At 66.2% G+C, this 23,407-nt stretch carries 24 protein-coding genes and 1 pseudogene; 6 read left to right on the top strand and 19 right to left on the bottom strand.

What is annotated here, in order from left to right:
• Nucleotides 1–9 precede the first annotated feature (9 nt).
• From hypE to nicT, 15 genes and pseudogenes are all read right to left on the bottom strand, one after another.
• Nucleotides 10–1,122, bottom strand: a complete 1,113-nt coding sequence (gene hypE / locus ACX9NE_RS15620; RefSeq protein WP_459362277.1) for a hydrogenase expression/formation protein HypE — start codon at nucleotides 1,120–1,122, stop codon at nucleotides 10–12.
• Nucleotides 1,119–1,772, bottom strand: a complete 654-nt coding sequence (locus ACX9NE_RS15615; protein WP_459362276.1) for a D-sedoheptulose-7-phosphate isomerase — start codon at nucleotides 1,770–1,772, stop codon at nucleotides 1,119–1,121. Before ACX9NE_RS15615 ends, hypE begins: the two co-directional genes overlap by 4 nt.
• Nucleotides 1,772–2,488 carry a hydrogenase assembly protein HupF gene (locus ACX9NE_RS15610; protein ID WP_459362275.1) on the bottom strand — a complete coding sequence of 239 codons (717 nt, stop codon included), beginning with the start codon at nucleotides 2,486–2,488 and terminating at the stop codon, nucleotides 1,772–1,774. The genes ACX9NE_RS15615 and ACX9NE_RS15610 overlap by 1 nt, the downstream gene beginning before the upstream one ends.
• The gene (hypF, locus tag ACX9NE_RS15605) at nucleotides 2,485–4,848 is read right to left on the bottom strand and encodes a carbamoyltransferase HypF (RefSeq protein ID WP_459362274.1); all 2,364 of its coding nucleotides are present in this window, start codon (nucleotides 4,846–4,848) and stop codon (nucleotides 2,485–2,487) included. Before hypF ends, ACX9NE_RS15610 begins: the two co-directional genes overlap by 4 nt.
• A 1-nt stretch (nucleotide 4,849) precedes the next feature.
• Nucleotides 4,850–5,116, bottom strand: a complete 267-nt coding sequence (locus ACX9NE_RS15600; protein WP_459362273.1) for a HypC/HybG/HupF family hydrogenase formation chaperone — start codon at nucleotides 5,114–5,116, stop codon at nucleotides 4,850–4,852.
• A gap of 3 nt (nucleotides 5,117–5,119) precedes the next feature.
• Nucleotides 5,120–5,605, bottom strand: coding sequence for a hydrogenase maturation protease (locus ACX9NE_RS15595; RefSeq protein ID WP_459362272.1), 486 nt, complete (start codon nucleotides 5,603–5,605; stop codon nucleotides 5,120–5,122).
• A 12-nt stretch (nucleotides 5,606–5,617) separates the two neighbouring features.
• Nucleotides 5,618–5,737: a DUF6893 family small protein gene (locus tag ACX9NE_RS15590; RefSeq protein WP_459362271.1), complete on the bottom strand. Its 120-nt coding sequence runs from the start codon at nucleotides 5,735–5,737 to the stop codon at nucleotides 5,618–5,620.
• Nucleotides 5,725–7,071 (bottom strand): hypothetical protein, encoded by a 1,347-nt coding sequence (locus ACX9NE_RS15585; protein ID WP_459362270.1) that lies wholly within the window; start codon nucleotides 7,069–7,071, stop codon nucleotides 5,725–5,727. Before ACX9NE_RS15585 ends, ACX9NE_RS15590 begins: the two co-directional genes overlap by 13 nt.
• A complete protein-coding gene (locus ACX9NE_RS15580) occupies nucleotides 7,068–7,736 on the bottom strand; it encodes a DUF6084 family protein (RefSeq protein ID WP_459362269.1) in 669 nt (222 codons plus the stop codon). Before ACX9NE_RS15580 ends, ACX9NE_RS15585 begins: the two co-directional genes overlap by 4 nt.
• Nucleotides 7,733–8,362: a DUF5947 family protein gene (locus ACX9NE_RS15575; RefSeq protein ID WP_459362268.1), complete on the bottom strand. Its 630-nt coding sequence runs from the start codon at nucleotides 8,360–8,362 to the stop codon at nucleotides 7,733–7,735. The genes ACX9NE_RS15580 and ACX9NE_RS15575 overlap by 4 nt, the downstream gene beginning before the upstream one ends.
• On the bottom strand, nucleotides 8,359–9,249 hold the full coding sequence (locus tag ACX9NE_RS15570) for a NifU family protein (RefSeq protein ID WP_459362267.1): 891 nt from the start codon (nucleotides 9,247–9,249) through the stop codon (nucleotides 8,359–8,361). Before ACX9NE_RS15570 ends, ACX9NE_RS15575 begins: the two co-directional genes overlap by 4 nt.
• Before the next feature lie 7 nt (nucleotides 9,250–9,256).
• Nucleotides 9,257–11,056, bottom strand: coding sequence for a nickel-dependent hydrogenase large subunit (locus ACX9NE_RS15565; RefSeq protein ID WP_459362266.1), 1,800 nt, complete (start codon nucleotides 11,054–11,056; stop codon nucleotides 9,257–9,259).
• A gap of 56 nt (nucleotides 11,057–11,112) precedes the next feature.
• Nucleotides 11,113–12,168, bottom strand: a complete 1,056-nt coding sequence (locus ACX9NE_RS15560; protein WP_459362265.1) for an NADH-quinone oxidoreductase subunit B family protein — start codon at nucleotides 12,166–12,168, stop codon at nucleotides 11,113–11,115.
• A 327-nt stretch (nucleotides 12,169–12,495) separates the two neighbouring features.
• Nucleotides 12,496–12,831, bottom strand: a complete 336-nt coding sequence (locus tag ACX9NE_RS15555; RefSeq protein WP_459362264.1) for a hydrogenase maturation nickel metallochaperone HypA — start codon at nucleotides 12,829–12,831, stop codon at nucleotides 12,496–12,498.
• Nucleotides 12,832–12,936: 105 nt separating this feature from the next.
• Nucleotides 12,937–14,063: pseudogene (gene nicT, locus ACX9NE_RS15550) on the bottom strand (Nickel transporter NicT).
• 133 nt (nucleotides 14,064–14,196) lie between these two features.
• Between nicT and ACX9NE_RS15545 the strand changes: the two are divergent.
• Nucleotides 14,197–14,670 carry a Fur family transcriptional regulator gene (locus ACX9NE_RS15545; protein WP_459362263.1) on the top strand — a complete coding sequence of 158 codons (474 nt, stop codon included), beginning with the start codon at nucleotides 14,197–14,199 and terminating at the stop codon, nucleotides 14,668–14,670.
• 1 nt (nucleotide 14,671) lies between these two features.
• On the opposite strand, the gene mtr is transcribed toward ACX9NE_RS15545, so the two are convergent.
• From mtr to ACX9NE_RS15530, 3 genes are read right to left on the bottom strand one after another with little or no spacing between them, the layout of a single operon-like run.
• The gene (mtr, locus tag ACX9NE_RS15540; protein ID WP_459362262.1) at nucleotides 14,672–16,051 is read right to left on the bottom strand and encodes a mycothione reductase; all 1,380 of its coding nucleotides are present in this window, start codon (nucleotides 16,049–16,051) and stop codon (nucleotides 14,672–14,674) included.
• Nucleotides 16,052–16,058: 7 nt separating this feature from the next.
• Entirely contained in the window at nucleotides 16,059–17,084 is a 1,026-nt protein-coding gene (locus tag ACX9NE_RS15535) for an alpha/beta hydrolase (protein ID WP_459362261.1), read from the bottom strand.
• Nucleotides 17,085–17,128: 44 nt separating this feature from the next.
• Nucleotides 17,129–17,515: a YciI family protein gene (locus ACX9NE_RS15530; RefSeq protein ID WP_459362260.1), complete on the bottom strand. Its 387-nt coding sequence runs from the start codon at nucleotides 17,513–17,515 to the stop codon at nucleotides 17,129–17,131.
• Nucleotides 17,516–17,718: 203 nt separating this feature from the next.
• Here ACX9NE_RS15530 and ACX9NE_RS15525 point away from each other — a divergent pair, with 203 nt between their 5' ends.
• On the top strand, nucleotides 17,719–18,732 hold the full coding sequence (locus tag ACX9NE_RS15525) for a haloalkane dehalogenase (RefSeq protein ID WP_459362259.1): 1,014 nt from the start codon (nucleotides 17,719–17,721) through the stop codon (nucleotides 18,730–18,732).
• Here ACX9NE_RS15525 and ACX9NE_RS15520 read toward each other — a convergent pair.
• Nucleotides 18,674–19,264 carry a TetR/AcrR family transcriptional regulator gene (locus ACX9NE_RS15520; protein ID WP_459362258.1) on the bottom strand — a complete coding sequence of 197 codons (591 nt, stop codon included), beginning with the start codon at nucleotides 19,262–19,264 and terminating at the stop codon, nucleotides 18,674–18,676. The genes ACX9NE_RS15525 and ACX9NE_RS15520 overlap by 59 nt on opposite strands.
• A gap of 95 nt (nucleotides 19,265–19,359) precedes the next feature.
• On the opposite strand from ACX9NE_RS15520, the gene ACX9NE_RS15515 reads away from it, so the two are divergent.
• From ACX9NE_RS15515 to ACX9NE_RS15500, 4 genes are read left to right on the top strand one after another with little or no spacing between them, the layout of a single operon-like run.
• The gene (locus ACX9NE_RS15515) at nucleotides 19,360–20,214 is read left to right on the top strand and encodes an LLM class F420-dependent oxidoreductase (RefSeq protein ID WP_459362257.1); all 855 of its coding nucleotides are present in this window, start codon (nucleotides 19,360–19,362) and stop codon (nucleotides 20,212–20,214) included.
• 16 nt (nucleotides 20,215–20,230) lie between these two features.
• On the top strand, nucleotides 20,231–21,097 hold the full coding sequence (locus ACX9NE_RS15510; RefSeq protein WP_459362256.1) for a fumarylacetoacetate hydrolase family protein: 867 nt from the start codon (nucleotides 20,231–20,233) through the stop codon (nucleotides 21,095–21,097).
• Between the two features lie 19 nt (nucleotides 21,098–21,116).
• Nucleotides 21,117–21,647, top strand: a complete 531-nt coding sequence (locus ACX9NE_RS15505; RefSeq protein WP_459362255.1) for a VOC family protein — start codon at nucleotides 21,117–21,119, stop codon at nucleotides 21,645–21,647.
• Entirely contained in the window at nucleotides 21,644–23,335 is a 1,692-nt protein-coding gene (locus ACX9NE_RS15500; protein ID WP_459362254.1) for an FAD-dependent monooxygenase, read from the top strand. Before ACX9NE_RS15505 ends, ACX9NE_RS15500 begins: the two co-directional genes overlap by 4 nt.
• Nucleotides 23,336–23,407: the final 72 nt, after the last annotated feature.

The raw sequence follows: 23,407 nt of genomic DNA, 5'->3' as shown, positions 1-23,407 counted from the left end.
TCTCTCGTTTCAGCAGATTCGGGGCAACGGATCGCCGACCAGCATGTCGACGATCCGGGAGCCGCCGAATCCGGTGCGCAGCACCACGGTTTCCGCGGGTTCGGTCACGATCTCACCGACGTCGGCGGCGTCGGCACCCAGCGGGTGCGAACGCAGTGCGGCCAGCCCAGCCTGTGCTTCCCCGGCCGCGACGACGGCGATGAATTTTCCTTCGTTGGCGACGTACAGCGGGTCGATACCGAGAAGTTCGCACGCCCCGTTGACCATCGGCCGCACCGGCAGGCGCTCCTCCTCGAGTAGGACGCCGAGACCACAGGACTGCGCGAGTTCGTTGCAGACCGTGCCCACCCCGCCCCGGGTCGCGTCGCGCAGCCACCGGGTGGATGGCGCCGCCGCCATCAGCAGTTCGACGAGCGGGCTCAACGATGCTGTGTCCGAGACGATGTCGGCCTCGATGGCCAGATCGCCGCGGGCCAGCAGGACCGCCATGCCGTGATCGCCCATCGGCCCCGACAGCAGCAGTCTGTCGCCGGCGCGCACCGCCGTCGCGGTCAGGTTGCGGCCGGCGGGTATGACACCGGTGCCGGTCGTGGTGATGAACAGGCCGTCGGCCGCGCCGTTGGGCACCACCTTGGTGTCGCCGGTGACGATCTGCACGCCGGCGTCGGCGGCGGCGACCGCCATGTCGGCGACGATCTCCTTCAGCTCGGCTATCGGGAAGCCCTCTTCGAGCACGAAGGCCGACGAGATCCAGGACGGGACCGCGCCGGCCACCGCGAGATCGTTGCAGGTGCCGTGCACGGCCAGGGTGCCGACGGAGCCGCCCGGGAAACGCCTGGGCTGCACCACGAATGAGTCGGTGGACATGGCGATCCGCTCGCCGCCGGGCAGGGTGAGCACCGCGCTGTCGCCGAGCGACTCGAGCTGCGGGTTGCGGAAAGCCTCCAGGAACACGGCGTCCACCAGGGCTGCCGAGGCTTTGCCGCCGGCACCGTGCGCCAGCGTGATGTGGTCATCGAGTAGGCGCGGGCGCCGCCTGCGGAACGATTCGATGCGTTCGATCACCTGACCTTCGGCGAACCGTGGACCCGACGAAAGGTATTCGCCTGCTGAGTGTTTCATGCAGCCCCCTGATCACACTTGTCCTGCACGGCCAGCCACAGCCGATAGCCGAGTAACGCCTGGGCTTCCTGGATCCGGTGCACGCTTTGCGAGCGGACGGTGAAGCAGGCGTCCACATTCGGGTTGTGCGCGAATGCACCGCCGTCGTAACCGGCGAAACCGATGGTGTAGAGGCCACGTTGCCGGGCCTCGGCGAGCGCAGCGAGCAGATTGGGTGAATTGCCGCTGGTGGACATGGCGACGGCGGCGTCGCCGGACTTCGCGCGCGCGATCAGTTGGCGGGCGAACACCAGCTCGAACCCGACGTCGTTGCCCAGTGCGGTGAGAATCGCCTGGTCGGTGGTCAAAGACCAAGCAGGCAAGGGGTTTCCGACGGGTGGCCGGGCGAACAGGGCGGCCAGGGTGGTGGCATCGGTGCAACTGCCTCCGTTGCCGAAGGTGAACGCCCTGCCGCCCGCGGCGAACCTGCGTGCCAGCTCGGTCGCGGCCGCCTCCAGCAGTTCGGCATTAGCTTCCAGCGTGGCGCGGCGTAACGCCAGGCTCTCGGCGGCTTTGGCCTGCGCCGACGCGGTCAGGTCGGCCAGCAGCGAGTCGGCGTTCTCTTCCTGTGCGTCGATGAAGGGGTAGAGGAAGTTGGTGGGCTCGGTCATCAGGCCTGCGCCCCCACCCGCGAGATCGCCGTTCCCGCGTGTATCAGCACCAGGTCGGTGGCGGCGACCGGGCCGATCAGCGTCGTCTCCACGGTTTCGGCGCCGCGCGCGGTGCGCACGGTGGCAGTGCCGTCGGCCGCGGCGGTGATCACTTCACCGAGTCGGCCCTCGTCGCTGCAGGTGAGGCAAACCCCTTCGGGCTCCGGTGGTTTGAGCAGGCCGGAATGCTCGAAACAGACATGCGTCAGCTCCCACAACAGGTGATAGAACAGCACGAAGCCACCGGTGGCGGGCACCCGGGGATCGGGATCGTCCAGCCACAGCACATGATCGGCGACACCCGGTTGCGGCCGCGGACCACTGCCGATCCAGATCGTGGTGGCACCCCAGGCCGGGGCGCGGCGCATGATCGACCGCACGTCGGGTTGGCCGGCGCCCGACACCGCGATCACGACGTCGTCCGGCTGCACCGACACCCGCACCAGATCCACCAGGTCGGGTCCGGTCAGCGCGACCGCGGGCAGGGCCCGCTTACCCATGATCACCGGGTGCACGAACTCCACCGCGATGTGCTGGGCGTGCGGTTCCCATCCGGGCGCGACGGACCACATGGTGGCGCCCGCGGCGAACCGTTTGGCCAGGGTGAAGGCGGCGGCGGCGATGTCAGCAGCCAGGTCGGTGCTCAGCCCCCGATCGATCGCGGTCGTGTTCGTCATTTGGTGTCCTCCTCCCGCGCGATCAGGACGGAGATGGCGGCCTGGCCCAGCGCCAGCCCTCCGTCGTTGGGCGGGACGATGTGATGGGTGAGCACCTCGAATCCTGCTGAGCACAGTCGTTCACGGCATTCCCGGAGCAACAGCACGTTCTGGAACACCCCGCCGGTGAGGCCGACCAGCCGGACCGGACCGGCCACCTGGGTGACAACCTCGGCCACGGCGCCGGCCACTGCCCGATGAAATGCCGCGGCCAGCAACGCCGCTCGAGCTCCGCCGCGCCACGCCGCCACCATCGATTGCACCATCGGAGCCGGGTCGATCACACCGTCGGCTCCCACCGCGAGGTGTAGGGGTATCTCAGGTTCCAGGGCAGTCGCGGTTTCGGCGAGCGCCTCCAGCTCGATTGCGGCCTGGCCTTCATAGTCGATTCGGTGTCGCACCCCGAGCAGGGAGGCGACGGCGTCGAACAGGCGACCCATGCTCGAGCACGGCACGCAGGCCGTGCCGCTGTCCAGTTGTGAACGGGTGAAGCGTAGTTCGTCCGGCGATGCGGCGGCGACCGGCGGCAGATCCGGGCTCCAGTCGACGTCGGCCAGCCGCAGCTGGGACAGCGCCATCCGCCAGGGATTGCGCACGGCTGAGTCGCCGCCGGGGAGCATCACCGGCCTGAGGTGCCCGGTCCGCCGGAAGCGGTGGCTGTCCGCGCCGAGAGTGAGAATCTCTGCGCCCCAGATGGTTCGGTCTGCTCCGTAGCCGGTGCCGTCGAAGGCCACGCCGACGATCGGCTCGCCGAGCCGCCCGTGCTCGGCCAGCAGCGACACCACGTGAGCGTGGTGGTGCTGGGCCAGATCCAATGGTCGACCCTGCCGGTGCCGATCGGCCCAACTGTGGGTGTGGTAGGCGGGATGCAGATCGGCGGCCAGGCGTGCCGGCCGGCCACGTATCCCGGTGATCTGGTCCACCGCGCGCTCGAACGCGCGCAGCGTCTCCCAGCTGGCCATGTCGCCGATATGCCCCGACATGTAGGCGCGGGAGCCGTCGGTGAGGCAGAAGGTGTTCTTCAATTCCCCGCCCACAGCCAGTACCGCCGGCCCGTCCATCCCGAGGTCGACGGGCAGCGGGGCGAAGCCGCGGGAGCGCCGGATCGGGAGCTCTCTGCCGTCGATCACTCGCACGACCGAGTCGTCACAGGGCACGTGGATGGGTCGATCGTGATCGAGAACGGCGTCGCACAGTGCATCGCGCGAAGGCGAGCGGGGCCGCCAAAGGCGCTGTGCGGCGTCGTCGTCGGTGAAACAGATGGGTTCTTCGGAGCGGTTGGCGCTGGTCAAGACGAGCGCATCGGGGACGCGCGGGATCCCGCCGGGCGCCGGCGCCATCAGCAGGTGATGAATGGGGGAGTAGGGCAGCATCAGGCCGAGCAGCGGGCTGCCCGGCGCCACCGCGTCGGCAACCGGGGCGTCCGGACGCCGGCGCAGTAACACGATCGGCCGGGCCGGGCTGGACAGCACGGCGGCTTCCTCGGCATCGATCCGGGCGAAGCGGCGCGCCACCTCGACATCGCGCACCAGCACGGCGAAGGGCTTGGCGCCCCGCGACTTTCGCGCCCGAAGGCCACGGACCACCGCGTCGTCGTCGACCACGCAGGCCAGGTGGTAGCCGCCGATCCCTTTGATCGCGACCACCGCACCCGATGCCAGCGCCCGCTGGGCGGCCGCCGGTGCCGCGTCGGAGCCGTCGACCCGCCCGGCCGGTGAGCGGAACCACAGCGACGGACCGCAGTCCGGGCAGGCGATGGGTTGGGCATGGAACCGCCGATCGGCGGGATCGTGGTACTCGGTGGCGCACCGCGCGCACATGGCGAAGCCCGACATGGTGGTGGCCGGGCGGTCATAGGGCAGCGACCGGATGATGGTGAACCGTGGCCCGCAGTTGGTGCAGGTGACGAACGGGTGCCGGTAACGCCGGTTGCGTGGGTCGAACAGTTCGGTGATGCAGTCGTCACACACTGCGACGTCGGGTGGAATCGGCGTTGCCGGGCCGCCTGCACGCTGGCTGGTGACGATTCGGAACTCAGGTGGGCCGCAACAGCGCGATCCGACGTCGGCCACCGAGATCGAGTTGATCCGGGCCAGCGGAGGGGCCTGCGTTCGCAATCGTCGCGCGAACTCCCGCACCCGGCCACGATCCCCCTGCACCTCGAGAAACACCGCGCCCGAATCGTTTCCAACGAACCCGGTCAGGCCCAGTTCACTGGCAATGCGATGGACGAACGGGCGGAAGCCGACTCCCTGGACAACCCCCGTCACCGTGATGCGCTGTCGAACATCGTCGGACGGTGTCAGGGGTACGGCGGTCACCTCAATCGCCTCCCGGGTCGACGACAGCCTCCGTGCGGCCCCGCCCCATCAACTCCAGGCCGGCCATCGCCTGCTCGGCGCCGGCGCGGTCGGTCTTCTCCACGGCGAAGCCCATGTGGATGATCACCCACTCGCCGGGTTCGAAGGTCTCCTCCGGCAGCATTCCGATGTTGACCCTGCGCGCCTCGCCGCTGACGTCGACCAGGGCGAGTTGGCCTTCGTAGCCGTCCAGCACTCTGATCACCTGACCAGGTATACCCAGACACACGGTTCAGCGCTCCTGCCGCGCGGGTGCCGAAGTCCGCAGGGCGGCAACTATTTTCTGCACCGCCTGCGCTGCGCGTGGCACCGCCCGGGCGACGGGGGCGCTCAGCCCCATGCCTTCGGCGACGTTGCCGGCTTCGCAACCGACGATCACGGTGTAGGGCGGAGCGCCGCCCAACACCCGCAAGCTGGCGAACACCGTCTGCGGATCCATGCTGTGCGCGTCGAAACCTGTTGTACCGGAATCACTGTCGTGATCGGCCTGGAAGACGTGCAACGTTCCCGGAGCGCCGCGGCTTGGTATGGCGTCGACAAGGACGAGTGCGTCCCACTCCTCGAGCAGGTCGTACGCCAGATGCATGCCCCCGATGCCGTAGTCGACGACGCGCGCGTCATCGTGCGGGATCTCGGTGCGACGTGCCACCTCGGACCCGAAACCGTCGTCGCCGAGAAAGATGTTCCCGATGCCGGCTACCAGGATTCGCGCGGTCATAAGCGTCCTGACCTACATGCGCCGCAAGCGTAGGTACCGCTTGGCGTCCGGTATCGAGGCCACGCCCAAGCCGACCGCGACTGCGACAACCAGTGCGATCAGAGCCAGGAAGATCCAACCTAAGACATCCATGACGGGTTCCTTTCGGTGAGTGTGCCGGTGAGCGGCTCGATTTCGTCGGGGGAGAAGTACAGGTAGCGGCCGTACCAGTCGTGCAGATCGGCGGCCGGATCGTCTTCCACCACCACTGCCACGTGTCTGTTGCCCTCGACGTCCTCGTGCACCGACGTGACGCGCGCGGTCTTGCCGGCGACGAAGATGTCCTGTGCGTCGGCGTTGCGCCGCGGTCGCAGTACCACCCGGCTGCCGCGGGCCACCCGCACACCGTGCACCAGGACCGCATCGACCTCCGGGCGAACCGCGTTGTCGGCCAAGGGGTCCCACCAGTCGACCCCCTCGGGGATCTCGGGCAACAGCCCGGCGGCATGGTGCGGGTCTCGCAGCACGCCGTGCAGCCGGCGCATGTCGTCGGCCGACATCGCGTCACACCGATCGATGATCTGTGCCGCGCGTGGATCGGTGGCGCGGGCTTGTACTTTTTCTTCGTCGGTCATCGTCATCACGCGCAGGGTGAGGATTTCGTCGATCTCCGTGCAGTCGTACAGCGCGGTGCTGCTCTGTTCGGCCACCTCGGGGTGGTCATAGAGGATGATCGGCGAGATCAGCAGCATGTCGTGAGCACCCGGTGGTCCGGCCAGCACCGGGAAACACCGATGGTGACTGCACCGCGACGCCGCACTGACCGCGGTGTCCGGCGGCTCCAGTAACGAAACGAACCCACCGCCAACGGCTTCGGCGATCACGTGGGTGCCGATCATGGAGCGGGCCAGCGCGTCGGTGCGGTCCGCGGCGGGTGCGCCGGTGTTGGACAGGCGCACGCAGACCCGCAGCAGGTCGCCGTCGGGCTCGGCGGAAACAGTCAGGTCGCCGCGCACCTCGTGCCGCTCCCGGATCAGGCGGCCACCGCTGACGGGCTCGACCTCGGTTGCGGCCGCCGCGCGTATCGGCAGGGTCCAGGGGGCTTCGGTGAAGGCCAACGGTCCGAAGGACGTTTCGCATTCCACCGCTTCGTCCCAGGTCAGCCAGGAACCGCCCGGGGTGCTGAGCGCGTCGACCGGCTCGAAGCCGCCGGCGACCTCGCGTTGCGCTTGGCGGCGCTGCAGGTGCAGGAAGCGCACCACCAGGGTGACCGCATCGGCGGAGTCGACCAGGAACTGCGCCGACAGCGCATCGTCTTCGCCGAGTCCGGCCGCGGCCGCCCCGGGAGGTCCGAGAACGCCGAATTGCCAACGGGATTGGTTCTTGCTCGACGTCCCGCGGTAGGGGTACAGCAGGTAGCCCTCGTAGAGCACCGCGTCGGCGACGGCGCGAGCCCGGTCCCAGCTGGACGACGTCGTGAAAGTCACGGCGCGGCCTCCCGCTCCGAGGCATCGGCCAGCAGCTCGGTCACCGCGTGGTCGAGGTCGAGCAGCCCGCACGCGGCCTTGTAAGCGGCCAGTGCGGAGACGGTCTCGTGCGCAAGGCGCACCCATCCGGTGTTCGGGTAATGCAGGGCGATCAGGTCGCGCCAGATGCTGACCGGCATGTCGTAGCGGTCCTCGCAGTCCCAGGACACCTGCTGCACGCTGAACCCGCGGGCTGACTTGACGAAAATCGTTCCGCTGAAGAGGAATTGCAGTGGCAGCGCGCCGTGGTCGAGGGCGTGCAGGTATTTGGCCGCGGTGACCTCGAAGTCGTAGGTGCAGTCCAGCGGCAGCGCCACCGTGGTGTTGCCGGCGAATCCCGGCACCATCGCGCAGCAGTGTTGCCACAGGAAGGTGCGCTGGGTGGTCGCCCAACGGTCGCGGGTGCCGAACAGGTCGGTGAGCCCGGCGGCCTCGTCGTCGTTGTAGGAGCGCCGCAGTGGTTCGATGCGGACCTGGCAGCGCAGCGCGATCGCGTGCACGGACGGGGCCTCGATATCCGAGGAGCTGGCGAGGACACCGATGCGCGCGGTCAGCATCGGGGTCACGGCATAGGGTTCGGGCGCCACGTCCAGCACCGCGAAGGACACGTCCAGCTGCTCGGTCATGGCGGTGTCTCGCGGGCCCGGGCGGCGACCTGTGCGAAGAATGCGTCGATGAACTCCCGCGCCTGCTGGCCGCCGTCGAATCCCCGCCACAACATCCGCAGCCCCCCGACGAATTCGTAACAGGCGTCGATCGGGACGAGAAATGTCTGGGGCCGGGCCGATTCTATTTCGGGCACCCGCACCAGCAATGCCTCGACATCGTCGGTGAGCAGCTCAACCCGGCGATCGGCGGCCCGGATGGCGTCCCACATGTCCAGGTCCAATTCGGACTCACACGCCCCGGCCGGGCCGGGATAGAAGGCCACGGTGCGGCCCAGCGCGGAGTTGGTGAAGAAGAACGCCATCCCGACGGGGATCTGCATCGCCTCCCAGGCGCGGCGGTCCAGCGCGAAGTCGGTGAACGCCAGGTACCGGTCGGGCACCGCGCGATAGCGCAGCTCGGCGTGCCGGTCGGTGAACAGCAGATAGCAGCCGCGGCAGACGCACATCAGTTGGCGGGCCGCTACATCCACCACATGCTGATGCTCGTCGGCTATCGACTCGGCGCACATCTCGCAGCGTTCCCCAGCCGGCTCGGGCGCCCGCCGGCTGGCGATGCGGGTCAGTACGTCGTAGGGACTGCTCATGCCGAAGCCCCCAGCATCTCGCGCGGGAGCGCCACCGACAGCACCCCGTCGCGGGCCAGCAGCGGCAGCGGTTGCAGGTGCAGCCCGTTGGCACCGGTGCCGGCCTTTACCACGTCGAAAGACGTTCCGCAGCGCGGACATTCGAGGAGTGTGCCGTTCAGGCGCGCACCGGCCAGTGTGTCGTCACAGACCGGGCAGCGGTCCCGGTAAGCCAGGAGCTGCTCGTCAACCCGGCAGGCGAGCACCGGGATATCGGCAACGATAAAGCCGGCGACCTCGCCGGGGATCAGGTCGCCCAGCTCGGGCACGGCGTGCCAGGACGTGGCGCCCTGCCCGTTCGAGTGCACATGCGCCAAAAGTGATTCCGCGGCAATGACATTGGTGCGCTCGGGCGTCACCACCTCGATCTCGGTGATTTCCGGGGCGGCCGCCCGGACCGAGTCTTCCACCGCAAGCTCCAGGGTCACTGCCGAGGAGGGACAGCTCTTGCAGCTGCCCTGGAACGCGAGTCGCACCGTGCCGTCGGCGATCTCGATCAGCTCGACATCACCGCCGTGTGAACCCAGGTAGGGGCGTACCCGGTCCAGTGCGTCGCACACCCGGCGCCGCACGTCGTGCGGGTGCAAGCCGTGCACCAGGAGCAGGCTGGCCACCAGGTCGTCGGTGGCCAGCCGCTCGGCCATTTCTGGACCCGTTTGGGCCAGGATCCGTTCCAGCCCGGCGCCATAGAGCCCGACGACCTCGCGGACGAGTTGCTGCGCGCGATCGTAGGCGGCTGTCCCTCCTGCCGCGCAGGAATCCAGTAACGTCTGGATCCGATCGCCCGCGCCGCGCCACTCTGCGTCTGCATCGGAGATGGTGCCAGGGGTGTCTGGGCGATCCACCATCTCCTCATCACTCCATTACGGGTGACTGGGTGGGCGTGTGCAATCTCTCCAGCGTCTTGCCCTTCCCCAGGTACATGTGCACGCCGCAGGGCAGGCACGGATCGAAACTGCGCACCGTGCGCATGATGTCGATGCCCTTGAAGTTCTCCCGGTCGTTCTCCTCGAAGATCGGCTGCCCCTGCACGGCGTCCTCGTAGGGACCCGGCGTGCCGTAGCTGTCGCGCGGGTTGGCGTTCCACGGGGTGGGCGGATAGGGGTGGTAGTTGGCGATCTTGCCGTCGCGAATCACCATGTGGTGGCTGAGCACGCCACGTACCGCCTCGGTGAAGCCGCAGCCGATGCCCTCGTCGGGCACCTCGAACTTCTCCCACGTCTTGGTGCGCCCCGCGCGGATCTCCGCCAGCGCCTTCTCGGCGAAGTGCAGCGCGCAGGCCGCCGCATAGGCCTGGAAGTAGGTGCGGGCGCGGTCACGTTCGATGGTGTTGCTGCCGAACCTGGGCACCTTCCACTCGAACTCCACCGGACCCTTCAGCGCGGTCTTGGGCAGGTTGATCTTCACGCTGTTGCCGGTCGCCTTGACGTAGCCGATGTCGACCAGGCCGGCCAGCGCGGTCGACCACAACCGGGCCAGCGGCCCTCCGCCGGTGTCGAGCGCCAAGTGGTCCTTGCCGTCGAACCAGCGCGGCGACATCACCCAGCTGTACTTGCCGCCTTCCAGTTCCCGCTTCTGCGGATGCGGGTTGGTGTGCTGGTTCCACGGGTGCCGCCGGTCCACGGGGTTGCCCAGCGGATCGGTCTTGACGAACATCTCCTGGTCGGTCCAGTCGTCGTAATACGAACTGCCCAAAAGGATCCGGATGCCGAGGTTGATGTCCACGAGCGAGTGGGTGACCAGCTTGCCGTCCACCACCACACCCGGGGTGACGAACATCGCGTTACCCCAGCGCTCCATGTCCTTGTACTCGAAGTTGCACACCTCGGGATCCTGGAACGAGCCCCAGCAGCCGAGCAGGGTGCGACGCAGACCGACCTTCTCGTAGCCGGGCAGCGCGTCGTAGAAGAAGTCGAACAGGTCGTCGTGCATGGGCACGACCTTCTTCATGAACTCGACGTAGCGCATCAGCCGGGTCATGTAGTCGGTCATCAGCTGAACGGTGGCCACCGTGCCGACCCCGCCGGGGTACAGCGTGGAGGGATGCACGTGCCGGCCTTCCATGAGACAGAACATCTCTCGGGTCCAGCGGCTGACTTGCAGCGCCTCGCGGTAGAACTCACCGCTGAACGGGTTGAGCGAGCGCATGATGTCGGCGATGGTCTTGTACCCGTGCGCATCGGCGTGTGGCGCGGCAGTCGTCTCCGCCCTGGCCAGCACGCCGGGGTTGGTCTCGGCGACCATTTTCTCGCAGAAGTCCACTCCCACCAGGTTCTCCTGGAAGATGTTGTGGTCGAACATGTATTCCGCGGCCTCGCCGAGATTGACGATCCACTCTCCAAGGTGCGGCGGCCTGACGCCGTAGGCCATGTTCTGCGCGTAGCACGAACACGTCGCGTGGTTGTCGCCACAGATGCCGCAGATGCGGCTGGTGATGAAGTGGGCGTCGCGAGGGTCCTTGCCCTTCATGAAGATCGAGTAGCCGCGGAAGATCGACGACGTGCTGTGACACTCGACCACTTCGCGGTTCTCGAAGTCGATCTTGGTGTAGATGCCGAGGCTACCGACGATCCGGGTGATCGGGTCCCACGCCATTTCGACGAGCTGGCCGGGTTCCCGCTTGGAAGTTGACGGTTCGGGAATGATGGTTGTCATAGCAGATACTGCTCTTCCGTCTAGACGGCTCTGGAAAGGGTGAACTCAGTCCGAGTTCACCAGGTCCTGCGGGCTCCGGTGACCAGTTCGGTGCCTTTGTGGCGCCACCGCGGTTCCTTGTCGACGGTCTTCGCGGTGATATGGCGCAAGCTTCGGATCACGGTCCCGTACAGACCCGATGCGGTGCTGGAAAACTTGCCGCCCGGCGGCTCGTCCATGAAGGGCATGAACTTGTCCGGGAAGCCGGGCATCGTGCACCCGATGCAGATGCCGCCGACGTTCGGGCAACCCCCGATGCCGTTGATCCAGCCCCGCTTGGGCACGTTGCACTTCACCACGGGACCCCAACAACCAAGCTTGACAATGCATTTCGGGGATCCGTACTCGGTGGCGAAATCTCCCTGCTCGTAATAGCCGGCGCGGTCACACCCCTCATGCACGGTCTGGCCGAACAACCACTTGGGACGCAGCGCGTCGTCCAGCGGGATCATCGGCGCCTGACCGGTCGCCATGTACAGCAGGTAGGTCAGCGTCTCCGACAGGTTGTCCGGGTGGATCGGGCAACCGGGCACGCAGACGATCGGTATCCCTGCCTTGCTCTTCCAGTCCCAGCCGAGGTAATCGGGCACGCCCATCGCCCCCGTCGGATTGCCGGCCATGGCGTGGATGCCGCCGTAGGTGGCGCAGGTCCCGACGGCGACGATGGCGGTCGCCTTGGGCGCCAACCGGTCCAGCCATTCGCTGGTGGTCATGGGCTGGCCCGTGGCAGGGTCGTTGCCGAACCCGCACCAGTAGCCTTCGCTCTTGATCTGCTCATTCGGGATGGACCCCTCGACGACCAGGACGAATGGTTCCAACTCACCCCGGTCGGCCTTGAAGAACCATTCGAGGAAGTCGTCCGCGCCCCCGTTGGGCCCGCATTCGAAGTCGATCAGCGGCCAGTGGACGGCGACCTGCGGAAGACCGGGAAGCGCCCCCAGGGCGATTTCCTCGATGCTGGGCTGGGTGGCGGCAGTCAGCGCCACCGAATCGCCATCACAACTGAGGCCGGCGTTGATCCACAGAACGTGAATCAACGTTTGTTCTGCCTTGACTGCTGCTTCCGTCGGCATACTGCAGCTTTCCGGGGCCGGGCTGAGACCCCTGCGCCGCCGGAGTCGACCGTCGGCCCACTTGCGCGGCGCTGTTTCCGGGTCTACTCGTGCCGTCGGGCAATGTCAACGTTTGGTCGTGAGAATACAGCTGAGAAAGATGATTCATAGCGTGGTGATTGTTGAAGTGTTTTGTGCAGAAAGGGTTTGCAATCTCGGTCGGAGTGCGCAGCGCCACCCGTCCCGGTCGATTCCTATTGTCAGCCGCGTTACTTCCGTCCTGTCACGATTGTTGCAAACTGTTCGCAGGAATCCTCCGCAGCGAAATCTCGCCGGCATGAGTCGCTTTCAGGACACGTCGAGCGACGTCACCAGGAATTCGTTGCCGCGCAGGACTTCGACGTCGGGGCTTTCGCATTGCGGGCACCAGATAGACCATGCCGAGGTGATCTCCTGGCGGCTGCCGCAGGCGCGACAGCGGACCTCGGCGGCGACGCATTCGAGTTCCAACTCGGCGTCGGGCATCCCCTCGGCGTCTCGCAGCAATGTCCAGCAGAACGACAACGATTCGGGAACAACCTGCCGGAGTGCACCGACCCGCACCCGCACCACCTCGACATGCCGACCCGCGGCGTGGGATTTGACCACACCGACGATGGCTTGGCACAGCGAGAGCTCATGCACCGTTGCCAACGGTAACACCCCGAAATCGCTGTGCATCAGAACAAGTGACGAATGAATCCGGTGAGGTTTTGGCCGGTGATGGCGTTGCCGCCGCTCCGGTTCGGGCTAGCCGACACGTTCGGTCGCCGGCGCCCACTTCTCCTCGATCCGGCCCAGACGCCAGACGACAAGTGCGACTGCCCAGGTCAGGACGAACATCCCGACGACGACGAAGCCGATCGTGTTGAGGTCCAGGCCGGCGACCCAGTCCCACAGGCCGCCCCGCCAGCCGAGACGATCGGCGAACAGCCCCACCAACTCGACCGTGCCGATCAGCAGCGCCACCGCCACCGACAGTCCGGTGACGGTGATGTTGTAGTAGATCTTGCGCACCGGATTGGAGATCGCCCAGCCGTAGGCGAAGTTCATGAACGAGCCGTCGATGGTGTCCAACAGGCACATTCCGCCGGTGAACAACACCGGCAGGCACAGGATGGCTACCACGGCAGCCCGGACGCCGCGCTGGTGCCCGCCAGTATCAGCAGTGCGATCTCGGTGGCGGTGTCAAAGCCCAGGCCGAACAACAGTCCGAGCGGATACATGTGCCAGGACTTGGTGATCGATTTGGTGAGGCGTCCGAGAAACCTGTTGATCAGGCCGCGATTGTCCAACTGCTGCTCGAGTTCGGCCCCATCCTTTTCCGGGTCGTACCGCCCCGTGCGCAACCGCCGGAACACCCGCAGGATGCCGACCAGCACCAAGATGTTGAGCAGGGCGATCAAGTACAGGAAGCCGCCCGAGACGCTGGTGCCGATCAGGCCGGTGTAGAAGTGCAATCGCGAGGAGTCGTCCTCGACCGGTCCGACCACGGCCCGTAGCCCCGCCGCGAGCAGCAGTGCCAGGGTGAACACCACCGTGGAGTGGCCCAGGGAGAAGAAGAAACCGACGGCAAGGGGCCGCTGTCCCTCACCCATCAGCTTGCGGGTGGTGTTGTCGATGGCGGCGATGTGGTCGGCGTCGAACGCGTGGCGCAGGCCCAGGGTATAGGCCGTCAACCCGATGCCCACGCCGAATGCCTTGTGGCCCAGGCTCAAATGCTCCGGTTCCACGACGAAGATCAAGGTGCCCCAACCGATCACATGCAGCGTGGCGATCACGGCCAGCATGAGTCCCAGCCGGCCCCACTCCGCCGGCGACAGTGCGGCCCGCAGCCGGGACCAGGGCGTCTGCCGGTCGAGCCGGTCGCGCGCCATCCGGATCCTTTCGCCTTGGAGAGACGCTCAACTGTAGGTTTGGTTGTCAGCTCGTTGCAAGTGACTTGCAGGTGATGGGACGCGCCCCCGCGGCGCGCTGGCAATCCCGGGCCCAGGGCGCGACACTGAACGGGTGACGACCCAACCGGCGGGCCTGGACCCGGCGGCCATCGAGCGAATCGGCGAATTACTGCGCGCGCGGGGGCTGCGCCGGATGGCCTCGCGGATCCAGGTATTGGCGGTACTCGAACCGGTCAACGGGCACTTGTCGGTGGCCGAGATCCAGCACCGGTTGCCGGCGTGCCTGGCGCCGGGAGTCCAGCCCCCAGACCTCGCGACCATCTACCGCACGGTGACCACCCTGGTCGATCAGGGTGTGTTGCACGCGTTGACCCTCGACGGTGGTGTCACCACCTACGGCATGGCTACCGCGCCGCACCATCACGCCGTGTGCACCCGGTGCGGGGCGATCATCGAGGTGCCCGCCCGGCAGCTCAGCTCCGCGCTCGAACATGCGATGGCGGGCAGTTCGTTTGCGCTGTCCGAGCGGGCGGGCCTGACGTTGCACGGCCTGTGTCCGGCTTGCCAGCAAAGGGTGCAGGACTGAGTCAGCTCAGGCCCAGCAGCGCGTTCTCCACCACCTCGGGCAGCGCGGGGTGAATCCAATATTGACCGCGGGCCATTTCCGGTGCCGTGAGCCCGAAGCTCATCGCCTGGAGCAGCGGCTGGATCAGTGACGAGGCCTGATATCCCATGATGTGTGCGCCCAGCAGGCGACCGGTGCCGCGTTCGGCGATCAGCTTGACGATGCCCGTGGTGTCCTCCATGGCCCACCCGTAGGCTACGTCGCCGTAGTCCTGGATCTTCACCGAGACATCGAAACCCATTGCCACTGCCTGGTTCTCGGTGAGCCCGACGGCGGCCAACTGGGGGTCGGTGAACACCGCGGCCGGGACGAACCGGTGATCGGTGACGGCCATCGACGCGGTGTCCTCCCAGTCGCACAGCAGATTGCGTTGCACGACACGCGCTTCGTGGTTGGCGACGTGTTTGAGCTGATATGGCGACGACACGTCGCCCAGCGCGAAAACTCCACGCGCGGATGTTCTTTGATATTGGTCGACGACGACGCGGCCGTAGTCGACGGTAACGCCGGCCTGCTCCGCGTCGAGCAGGTCGGCGTTGGATATCCGCCCGGTGGCCACCAGCAGCGCGTCCGCGTCCAGAGTGCTCCCGTCGTCGAGTTGCAGCGACACACCGGAACCCCGGTTATGCCCGTCGACGACGTTGCGGTGGGTGCGCAGTTCCCACTTGCCCGCCACGACGCGGGTGAACCGTTCGCAGATGGTGTCGTCGCAGTGGCGCAGCAGGCAGCTACCCCGCACCACGAGTGTCACGCGCGAACCCAGAGCGGAGAAGACGTGCGCGAATTCAGCTGCGACGAAACCGCTTCCGACGATGACCAGATGCTCGGGCAGATCGGGAATCCGCATGATGGTGTCGCTGGTGTGGTACTTGACGCCCGAGGATGCGATGGCGGGCGGAACGGTCGGTCGCGAGCCCGCGGCGATCACCACCTGCTCGGCGGTGAATTGTTCACCGTTATCGGTGCGCAGCAGGTAGCGCCCGTCGGCCTCGACGGGCCCGAAACGTGTGTGGTCGCGATAGACGTCGATGTTGGGCGCCGAGCGCCGGTAGTCCTCGCCGCTGGGCCCGATGGGATCGATGCGGCCGAAAACCCGCGAAACGATGTCGGCCCAGCGGACTCCGTCGATGTGGGCGTCAACACCGTAGCGGGATGCGCCCCGGATGGTCTTGGCCACTTCGGCTGCGTAGACGAACATCTTGGTGGGAATGCAGCCCACGTTGAGACAGGTACCGCCGAATGTGCCCTGCTCACAGATCGCCACCCGCTTGGCCGCGTACCGCTCATCGAGAATGCTGTTGCCCGAACCGGTTCCGATGATCGCGAGGTCGTAGGTCTCCATCGATGCGTCACCCTTTCTGCGACTGATTCTCGGGTGCGACCGAGGCGTCGGTGTCGTTGGATCTGCTGAGGTGCTCGTCCAGCCAGCGGTCCAGATGGCGATAGGCTAGCTGGCGCGGCTGGGAAAGCGACAGGAACACGTCGTGTTTGGCATCCGGCACGGGAATGATGCTGGTGCGGTTGCCGATACAGCCGGCCCACCTGGCGATCTGGCGGACATCGAGCACCGCGTCGCCGCGTTGCAGCTCCTCCGGCGCTGCGCTTTCGGCCACCGTGCGGTCTGAGCGCAGTATCAGATTGGGCACCCCGACGTCGAGACCGCGATGCAGCCGAGCCTGTCCGCGGCGGACCGCGTGCAGCCAACCGAAGGTCACCGGGAAACCGCCCAACGGTTTCCACTGCAGGTTGTAGTCGAACTCGCCGTGGTAGTCGCGGTGCAGGCTCGACCCGTAACCGGCGCTGCCGCTGGCGCGCGCGACACCTCTACTGTGCATCCGTGACAGTGCCGCGATGGTTGCGGCGGTGATCCCCAGCCGCAGGATCGCAGGACCGTGCAGATCCAGGAAAGGGCTGTTGAGGACCAGGCCGCTGATGCCGCCCGGTGCGAGGGCATCGCGCCGGCGCAAACGGTCGAGCCAGAGCGACACGATCAGCCCACCGGCGGAATGCCCGTACACGACGACCTTCACATCGGACTGCTCGCGAATGAGAGCCAGCGCCTCGTTGAGCTCGTCGTCGTACCGGGCCAGATTGGTGGTGAAATGTGGCGTTTGGTGCTCTAGGTGAGAGCGGCCGCATTTGCGGAGGTCCAGTGCGTAGAAGGTGAAGCCGCGCTCGGCGAAGTGATCGGCCAGCGCGGTGTGGAAGAAATAGTCGGTGTAGCCGTGCACGGCCAGTACCGCGTGGTCCGCGGCCGGTTCAGGACCGCGGCGGACCAGTGTCGCGATGATCTCGCCTTCGCCGTCGGGGTCAGGCCCGAGCGGGATCGTGTACTGCCAAAAGCCGGGCAGGACGTCGGGCACCCAGCCAGTCACGAGGCCAGCTTAGAGGTCGCGCCGGGCCGTCGGCTGCGGCCTGCTCATAACAGTTCGTGGCGAGACTGGGACAGGATTATCCGCACCCCGATGTTGCCGTCGTGAACGAACCACGGTCGGACCCGGTAAGTCCGTGCTTCGCTGACGTGCATGGGATCGGCGTCGGCGATCGCATGTGCCTCGGCTAGCGATCCAGCTCGGTAGATCAACATGCCGTCCCCTTCGAAGTACTCACCGTCCTGGGTGAACAGGGGGCCGGCGGCGAAGAGGACTCCGCGATCCTCCAGTTCGCGCAGGTAGGCAAGGTGGTCTTCGAGGTGCTGCTGCACCTGAGCCAATTCATCGGCCACCGACGTCACGACGTACAGTTTGAGCCCACCCCCGCCACCGGAATCCTCGATGACTTTGCGCGCTTCGATGCGGTCGGGCACGATCGCTCCTTTCGTGGTCGCGTCGAGCACAATTGTTTAATCAAAGTCATCGCGGCGCACCGGTTGGTGAAATCCGCAGCCGGTAGCTCGGTGAATTTGTAGTATGTGGGACCGTATCCCAGAAGTGCTCTCAGCGCCGGAGGCGAAATGGCATCCGTGAAGAATTTGCGGGATTTTCCGGCGCTACAGTGGGGCGCACCGTCATGAGCGCCGCTCAGGGCGCCCCGGGCAGTCCCGGTCCGGCGATCACCGGACCGCAGCGGCGCGTAGACGTGCTCGACACTTCCATGAGCTATGTCGATGTCGGCGAGGGCGATCCCATCGTCTTTCTGCACTGGAATCCCACGTCGTCCTACCTGTGGCGAAACGTTATTCCTCATGTCCGCGATCTCGGTCGCTGCCTGGCACCGGACCTGGTCGGAATGGGCAACTCGGGGACTTCGCCGACCTTCTCCTACCGGTTCATCGACCACGCGCGATATCTCGATGCCTGGTTCGACGCCGCCGGGGTCGGCGGGCGGGTGATCCTGGTGCTCCACGACTGGGGATCCGCGCTCGGCTTCTACCGGGCGCTGCGGCATCGCGCCGATATTGCCGGCATCGCGTACATGGAGGCGCTCGTCCAGCCCCGGCCGTGGGTTGGATTCACCGACCTGCAACCCTTCTTCCGTGCGCTGCGATCCGAGCAGGGCGAGCAGATGGCGTTGGAGCAGAACGTTTTCGTCGAACAGATCCTGCCCGGTGGTGTGTTGCGTCGATTGAGCGACGAGGAAATGACTGTTTATCGCCGCCCGTATCCCACGTCGTGGAGTCGAATACCGACGCTCGTATGGGGCCGCCAGATTCCGATCGAGGGGGACCCCGCAGATGTGCACTCGATCGTCGCGGAGTACGCGGAATATCTGTCCCGGAGCCACGTTCCGAAATTACTCGTCGTTGCGAAACCGGGCACCATTCTGCAAGAAGGCGGCAGCGAATTGACATTTGCGCGCAGCTGGCCCAACCAGCGAGAGGTCACGGTCGCCGGTCGCCACTTCATCCAGGAGGACTCGCCCGACGAGATCGGCTCGGCCCTGCGTGAGTTCGTTTCGAGGTGCGCGGAGGCTGAACGCCTTGTCCCGGTCGGCCGGTGCCGTGCATCCGGTAGCCACACCGGCCTCAATCGGTGCTGTGCAGCCGGCGTCCAACATGGGGAGCGGCGGTCACCAGCATGTTGACCAGGAACGCAACGATGTCCTCGAACGGGCGGTCGCGCGGGATGGAGCTGCCGAAAATCCCTTCGAACACGATGTGTGCCGTGTCGGCGATGAGGAGCACGTCCTGGTCGGGATCCAACTGAGGACGCACCACATCGAGCAGCAGCGCGTCCAGCCACTGGTGTAGTTCGTCGTGCGCCGCGGCCACAGTGGGGCTCTCGGTGAGTCGATCGTGCGCATCGATGTGGATGCCGCGGTACTTCTCGGCGGAGGTGAGGAAATCGACCAGAGCCTCGAGCTCTGTCGCCCCTGACGCGAGCGCGGCGTCGACCGCGGACTTGGATTCCTCGGCAATGCGGCGCAGCACCGCGGCGAAGAGGTCGTCTTTGCTGGGGAAGTACCAGTGCACGGAGCCGGAGTTCACGCCGACGTCGCGGGCGATTTCGGCGATGCTCGTGCCTTTGTAGCCCTGAGCCTGGAACCGCTCGCGAGCGGCGCCGATGACCGCTTCCACTCGCTGTTCGCGTGGAATCGCACGGCGGTTCTGCGGCATCAGGCCAGCGTAGCGGGAGCGAATCGTGATCATGCCAACATTTTCTTGACTTGCAGACAAGAACTTTCTTAACTGGTGGTCAAGAAGAACGGGAGATGCTCATGGAACTGGGGTTGTGCACGTTTCCGACCGCCCACGGTCTGCTGCCGGCCGAGCTCGCCGAACTGGCCGAGCAGGCCGGTTTTGAATCGCTGTGGTTTGCCGAACACAGTCACATCCCGGTGTCGCGCACCTCTGCATGGCCGGGCGGTGCGGAACTGCCGGACTTCTACTACCGGGTGTTGGACCCGGTGCCCGCCATCGCGGCGGCCGCCGCGGTGACCGACCGCATTCGACTCGGTTTCGGGATCGCCCTTGTGGTGCAACGTGATCCGATTCAGTTCGCGAAGTCGGTGGCGTCGCTGGATGTCATGTCGAGCGGGCGCATCGACGTCGGCGTGGGTGGTGGGTGGAACGCCGAGGAAATGGCAAACCATGGCACGGACATCGCCAACCGGTGGCAGGTGCTGCGCGAGCGGGTCGAGGCGATGAAGGTGATCTGGACGCAGGACGAAGCGGAATACCACGGAGATTTCGTCGACTTCGACCGCCTGTTCAGTTGGCCCAAGCCGGAGCAGACGCCGCATCCACCGCTGCACTTCGGTGGGCGCATCCCGGGTGGCCTGCGGCGCGCACTGCGACATGGTCAGGGCTGGATCCCACTGCTGGGCCGGGGCGACAGTGACTTCGCCGCGCATATGCAGACGGTGCGGGACGAAGCGGACACGATCGGTCGCGATCTTTCGCACTTCCAGGTGACGGTGTACGGCTCCGGGCCTGATATCGCGGCGCTCGAGGGATACCGCAGTGCGGGGATCGACCGGGTGCTGCTGTTCGTGCCGTCGATGTCTGCGTCGGCGGGTCGCGCCGCGATCGATTTGTACCAGCCGTTGCTCGATCGAATCTCTTGAACTGGAAGGAGGATTCATGCGTCTGTACACCACCAACCGAGGCATCGCGCGCGAAGATCAGCCGGGCGAGCTGGCCCTGCTGAATCTGGCGGAACGCGATCTCGGTGAACTGTTACGCACCCGCGGGTTGGCCGTCGCTGCATCAGCCGCAGTACGCGAGCGGCTACCGCTGGCCGCGGTCGAGGTTCTGGCTCCGGTGCTTCGCCCGGGCAAGGTTCCGATCATCGGGCTGAACTACCGCAGCCATGCCGAGGAGGTGATCGAGGTGATGAAGCAGTTCGGTCGCGAAATGCCCATGCCGACCGAACCGCACTTCCATCTGACGCCGGGTTCCTCGGTGATCGGACCGGGTCAACCGATCGTGTTGCCTGAGCGGGCACCAGCGATGGTCGACTACGAGGGGGAGATCGCCGCGGTCATCGGCACCGTTGCCAGCCACGTCCCGTCGTCCCGGGCGTGGTCATATCTGGCCGGTCTGACCGCCGGCAACGACGTGTCGGCCAGAGATGTCCAGCGTCGGGCGATGGCGGGCGACGTCACGTTGTCGGTGGGACAGGCCAAGGGTTTCGACACGTTCAAACCACTCGGACCATGTCTGGTGACCGCCGACGAATTCAGCGAGCCGCTCGACCTCGGATTGCGGACGGTCGTCAACGGCGAAGTTCGCCAGGATGCCCGAACCACCGAACTCGTCTTTCAGATCTCCGAACTCATTTCTTCTGTGTCGCACTACTTCACGCTCGAACCCGGCGATGTGCTGCTCACCGGTTCACCGCAGGGCGTCGGGCAGTTCTCCGGCACCTACCTGGCACCGGGAGACGTGATCGACGTCAGCGTCGAACGCATCGGCACGCTCACCAACAACGTCGTCGCAAAACTCTGACCATTGAAAGGAAGTCATCATGCCGTCACCTGACAAACTTGCCCACGTCGTGTTCAAGACTTGTCAAATTTCAACGATGGTGAATTGGTACTGCGATGTTCTCGAGGGCAGGGTGGCGTTCAAAAATGACGTCATAGCCTTCATCACCTACGACGCCGAACACCACCGCGTTGCTTTTGTCGCAACCGGTGGTGACCTTCGACCCACGCCGAGTCATACCGGATTGCATCATGTCGCGTTCACCTATGCGACGTTGTCCGATCTGCTGGCCACTTACCGGCGGCTCCGCAACACCGGCACCCACCCCTTCTGGTGTGTCAACCATGGCCCTACGACCTCCATGTACTTCGAAGACCCCGACGGCAACCACGTGGAACTGCAGAGCGATAACTTTGCGACACCGCACGAACTCGAAGAATGGTTCGCCTCCGGGGCTTTCGAAATCAATCCGATCGGTACGACTTTCGACCCGGAGGACCTGCTCGACCAGCATCTGGCCGAGCGTTTCAAACGCGGCGCGCCGCTGGGTGAGCTGGTGAAACAACGATGAACCGACCGTCAGTCCCCGTCCTCATCGTGGGTGGCGGTCCCGCCGGACTTGCCGCGTCGTTCGTCCTGGGCCGCTTCGGGGTCGACAGCATGGTGTGCGAGCAGTACCCCGGAATCAATCCACACCCGCGGGCGCACGTGGTGAACCGGCGATCAATGGAGCTGTTCCGCGATTGGGGAATGTCGGGACCGGTGATCTCCGATGCCCTGCCGGTGACTTGGCTCACCCAGGTCATCTGGACCACCAGGCTTGCCGGAGAGGAACTCGGGCGGCTCGCGCTCACCGAGTTGCCGGCTGACCAAGCCGTCGCCCGTCTGACGGCCTCGCCGGAGATGCCGCAGTCCTGCGCACAGGACCGTGTGCAACAACACCTCGCCGAGTTGGTGCGCAGCCAAGGGCGCGGCGTGCTTCGCTACGACACCGCGGTCGTCGACCTCGTCGACCGTACCGACTGCGTTGCGGTCACCGTGGCACATGGAGGCCGTACCGAGACCGTGCACGCCGAGTACGTCATCGGCGCTGATGGGGCGACGAGCTGGGTTCGCCACCGCCGCGGCATCGCGATGAACGGGATGCCGCCACTCACACGGCAAATCAACGTCTGCTTCGACGCCGACCTCTCCGAGGCGCTCGGCGACCGCCATGCGGTCATCTATTGGACCATCAACAGCACAACCCCCGGCGTGTTCGTGGCGATGGACGGAAAACGCCGTTGGACGTTCAACTTCGAGTACGACCCGGCGGTCGAATCGGTGGCGGACTACGGGCCGCAGCGCTGCCACCGCATCATCGCCGACGCGCTGGGTACCGACATCGCGATCGACGTCCACAGCGTCGGCGGCTGGACCATGTGCGCCGACACCGCCGAGCGGTACCGCGACGACCGGGTATTCCTCATCGGGGACGCCGCGCACCGCTTTCCGCCGACCGGCGGAATCGGCATGAACACCGGCTTGGCCGACGCCGACAACCTGGCCTGGAAGCTCGCCGGCGTCCTGCAGGGCTGGGCGGGGCCGCGCCTGCTGGACTCCTACCAGGCCGAGCGACGCCCCGTTGCGTTGTCCAACACGGCATATTCGGTCATGAATGCCGTGAGGATGTCCGCGACCGGGATCGGCCGGAACGGCAGCCGTGTCATCGAGCGTCTGGAATCCCCCGACCCCGTCGTCGCCGCAGCGATGCGCCTGGAACTCAAGTCAGCGATCGAAGCACAACGTGCGCACTTCGGAGCGCTCAACCAAGACATCGGGTACCGATACGACGGGCCCGGAGCTGCCGTAGTGGCCGATGGCTCCGCCGTCCCGGATGTGGCCGATCCCGCGCAGGATTACGTGCCGCTGGCCCGCCCCGGTAGCCGCTTGCCGCATTACTGGATAGAGCGTTCCGGTCAGCGGCTTTCCACCATCGACCTCGTCGGTGCGCATTTTCTGCTGATCACCGGTCGCGCCGGAGAGCGGCACGCCGAGCAACTTGCGCGGGTAGCTCAGACCCCCCTCGAATCCGTGAGCATTGATCACGACATCTGCTCCGCCGACGTCGATCTGCATGCGGTGCTGGGCATCGACCGGGACGGGTATGTGCTGGTCCGCCCCGACGGCCATGTCGCGGCACGGTTGGCGGGCGGCGGCGGCGATGACGTCGCGGATCTGTTCACCGCGCTGGTCGGACGGCCCGCTTTCGCATCCTGACACCCGCTCTGCAGGACGCACCGGTAATCGGCGATAACCTGGCATCGGCACATCCCCAGGAAGGACCAGCGA

It is taken from the genome of Mycobacterium sp. ML4 (assembly GCF_054515735.1).
The sequence above is the reverse complement of the archived record's forward strand: the minus strand, read 5'-3'. Positions and strand labels throughout refer to the sequence as shown.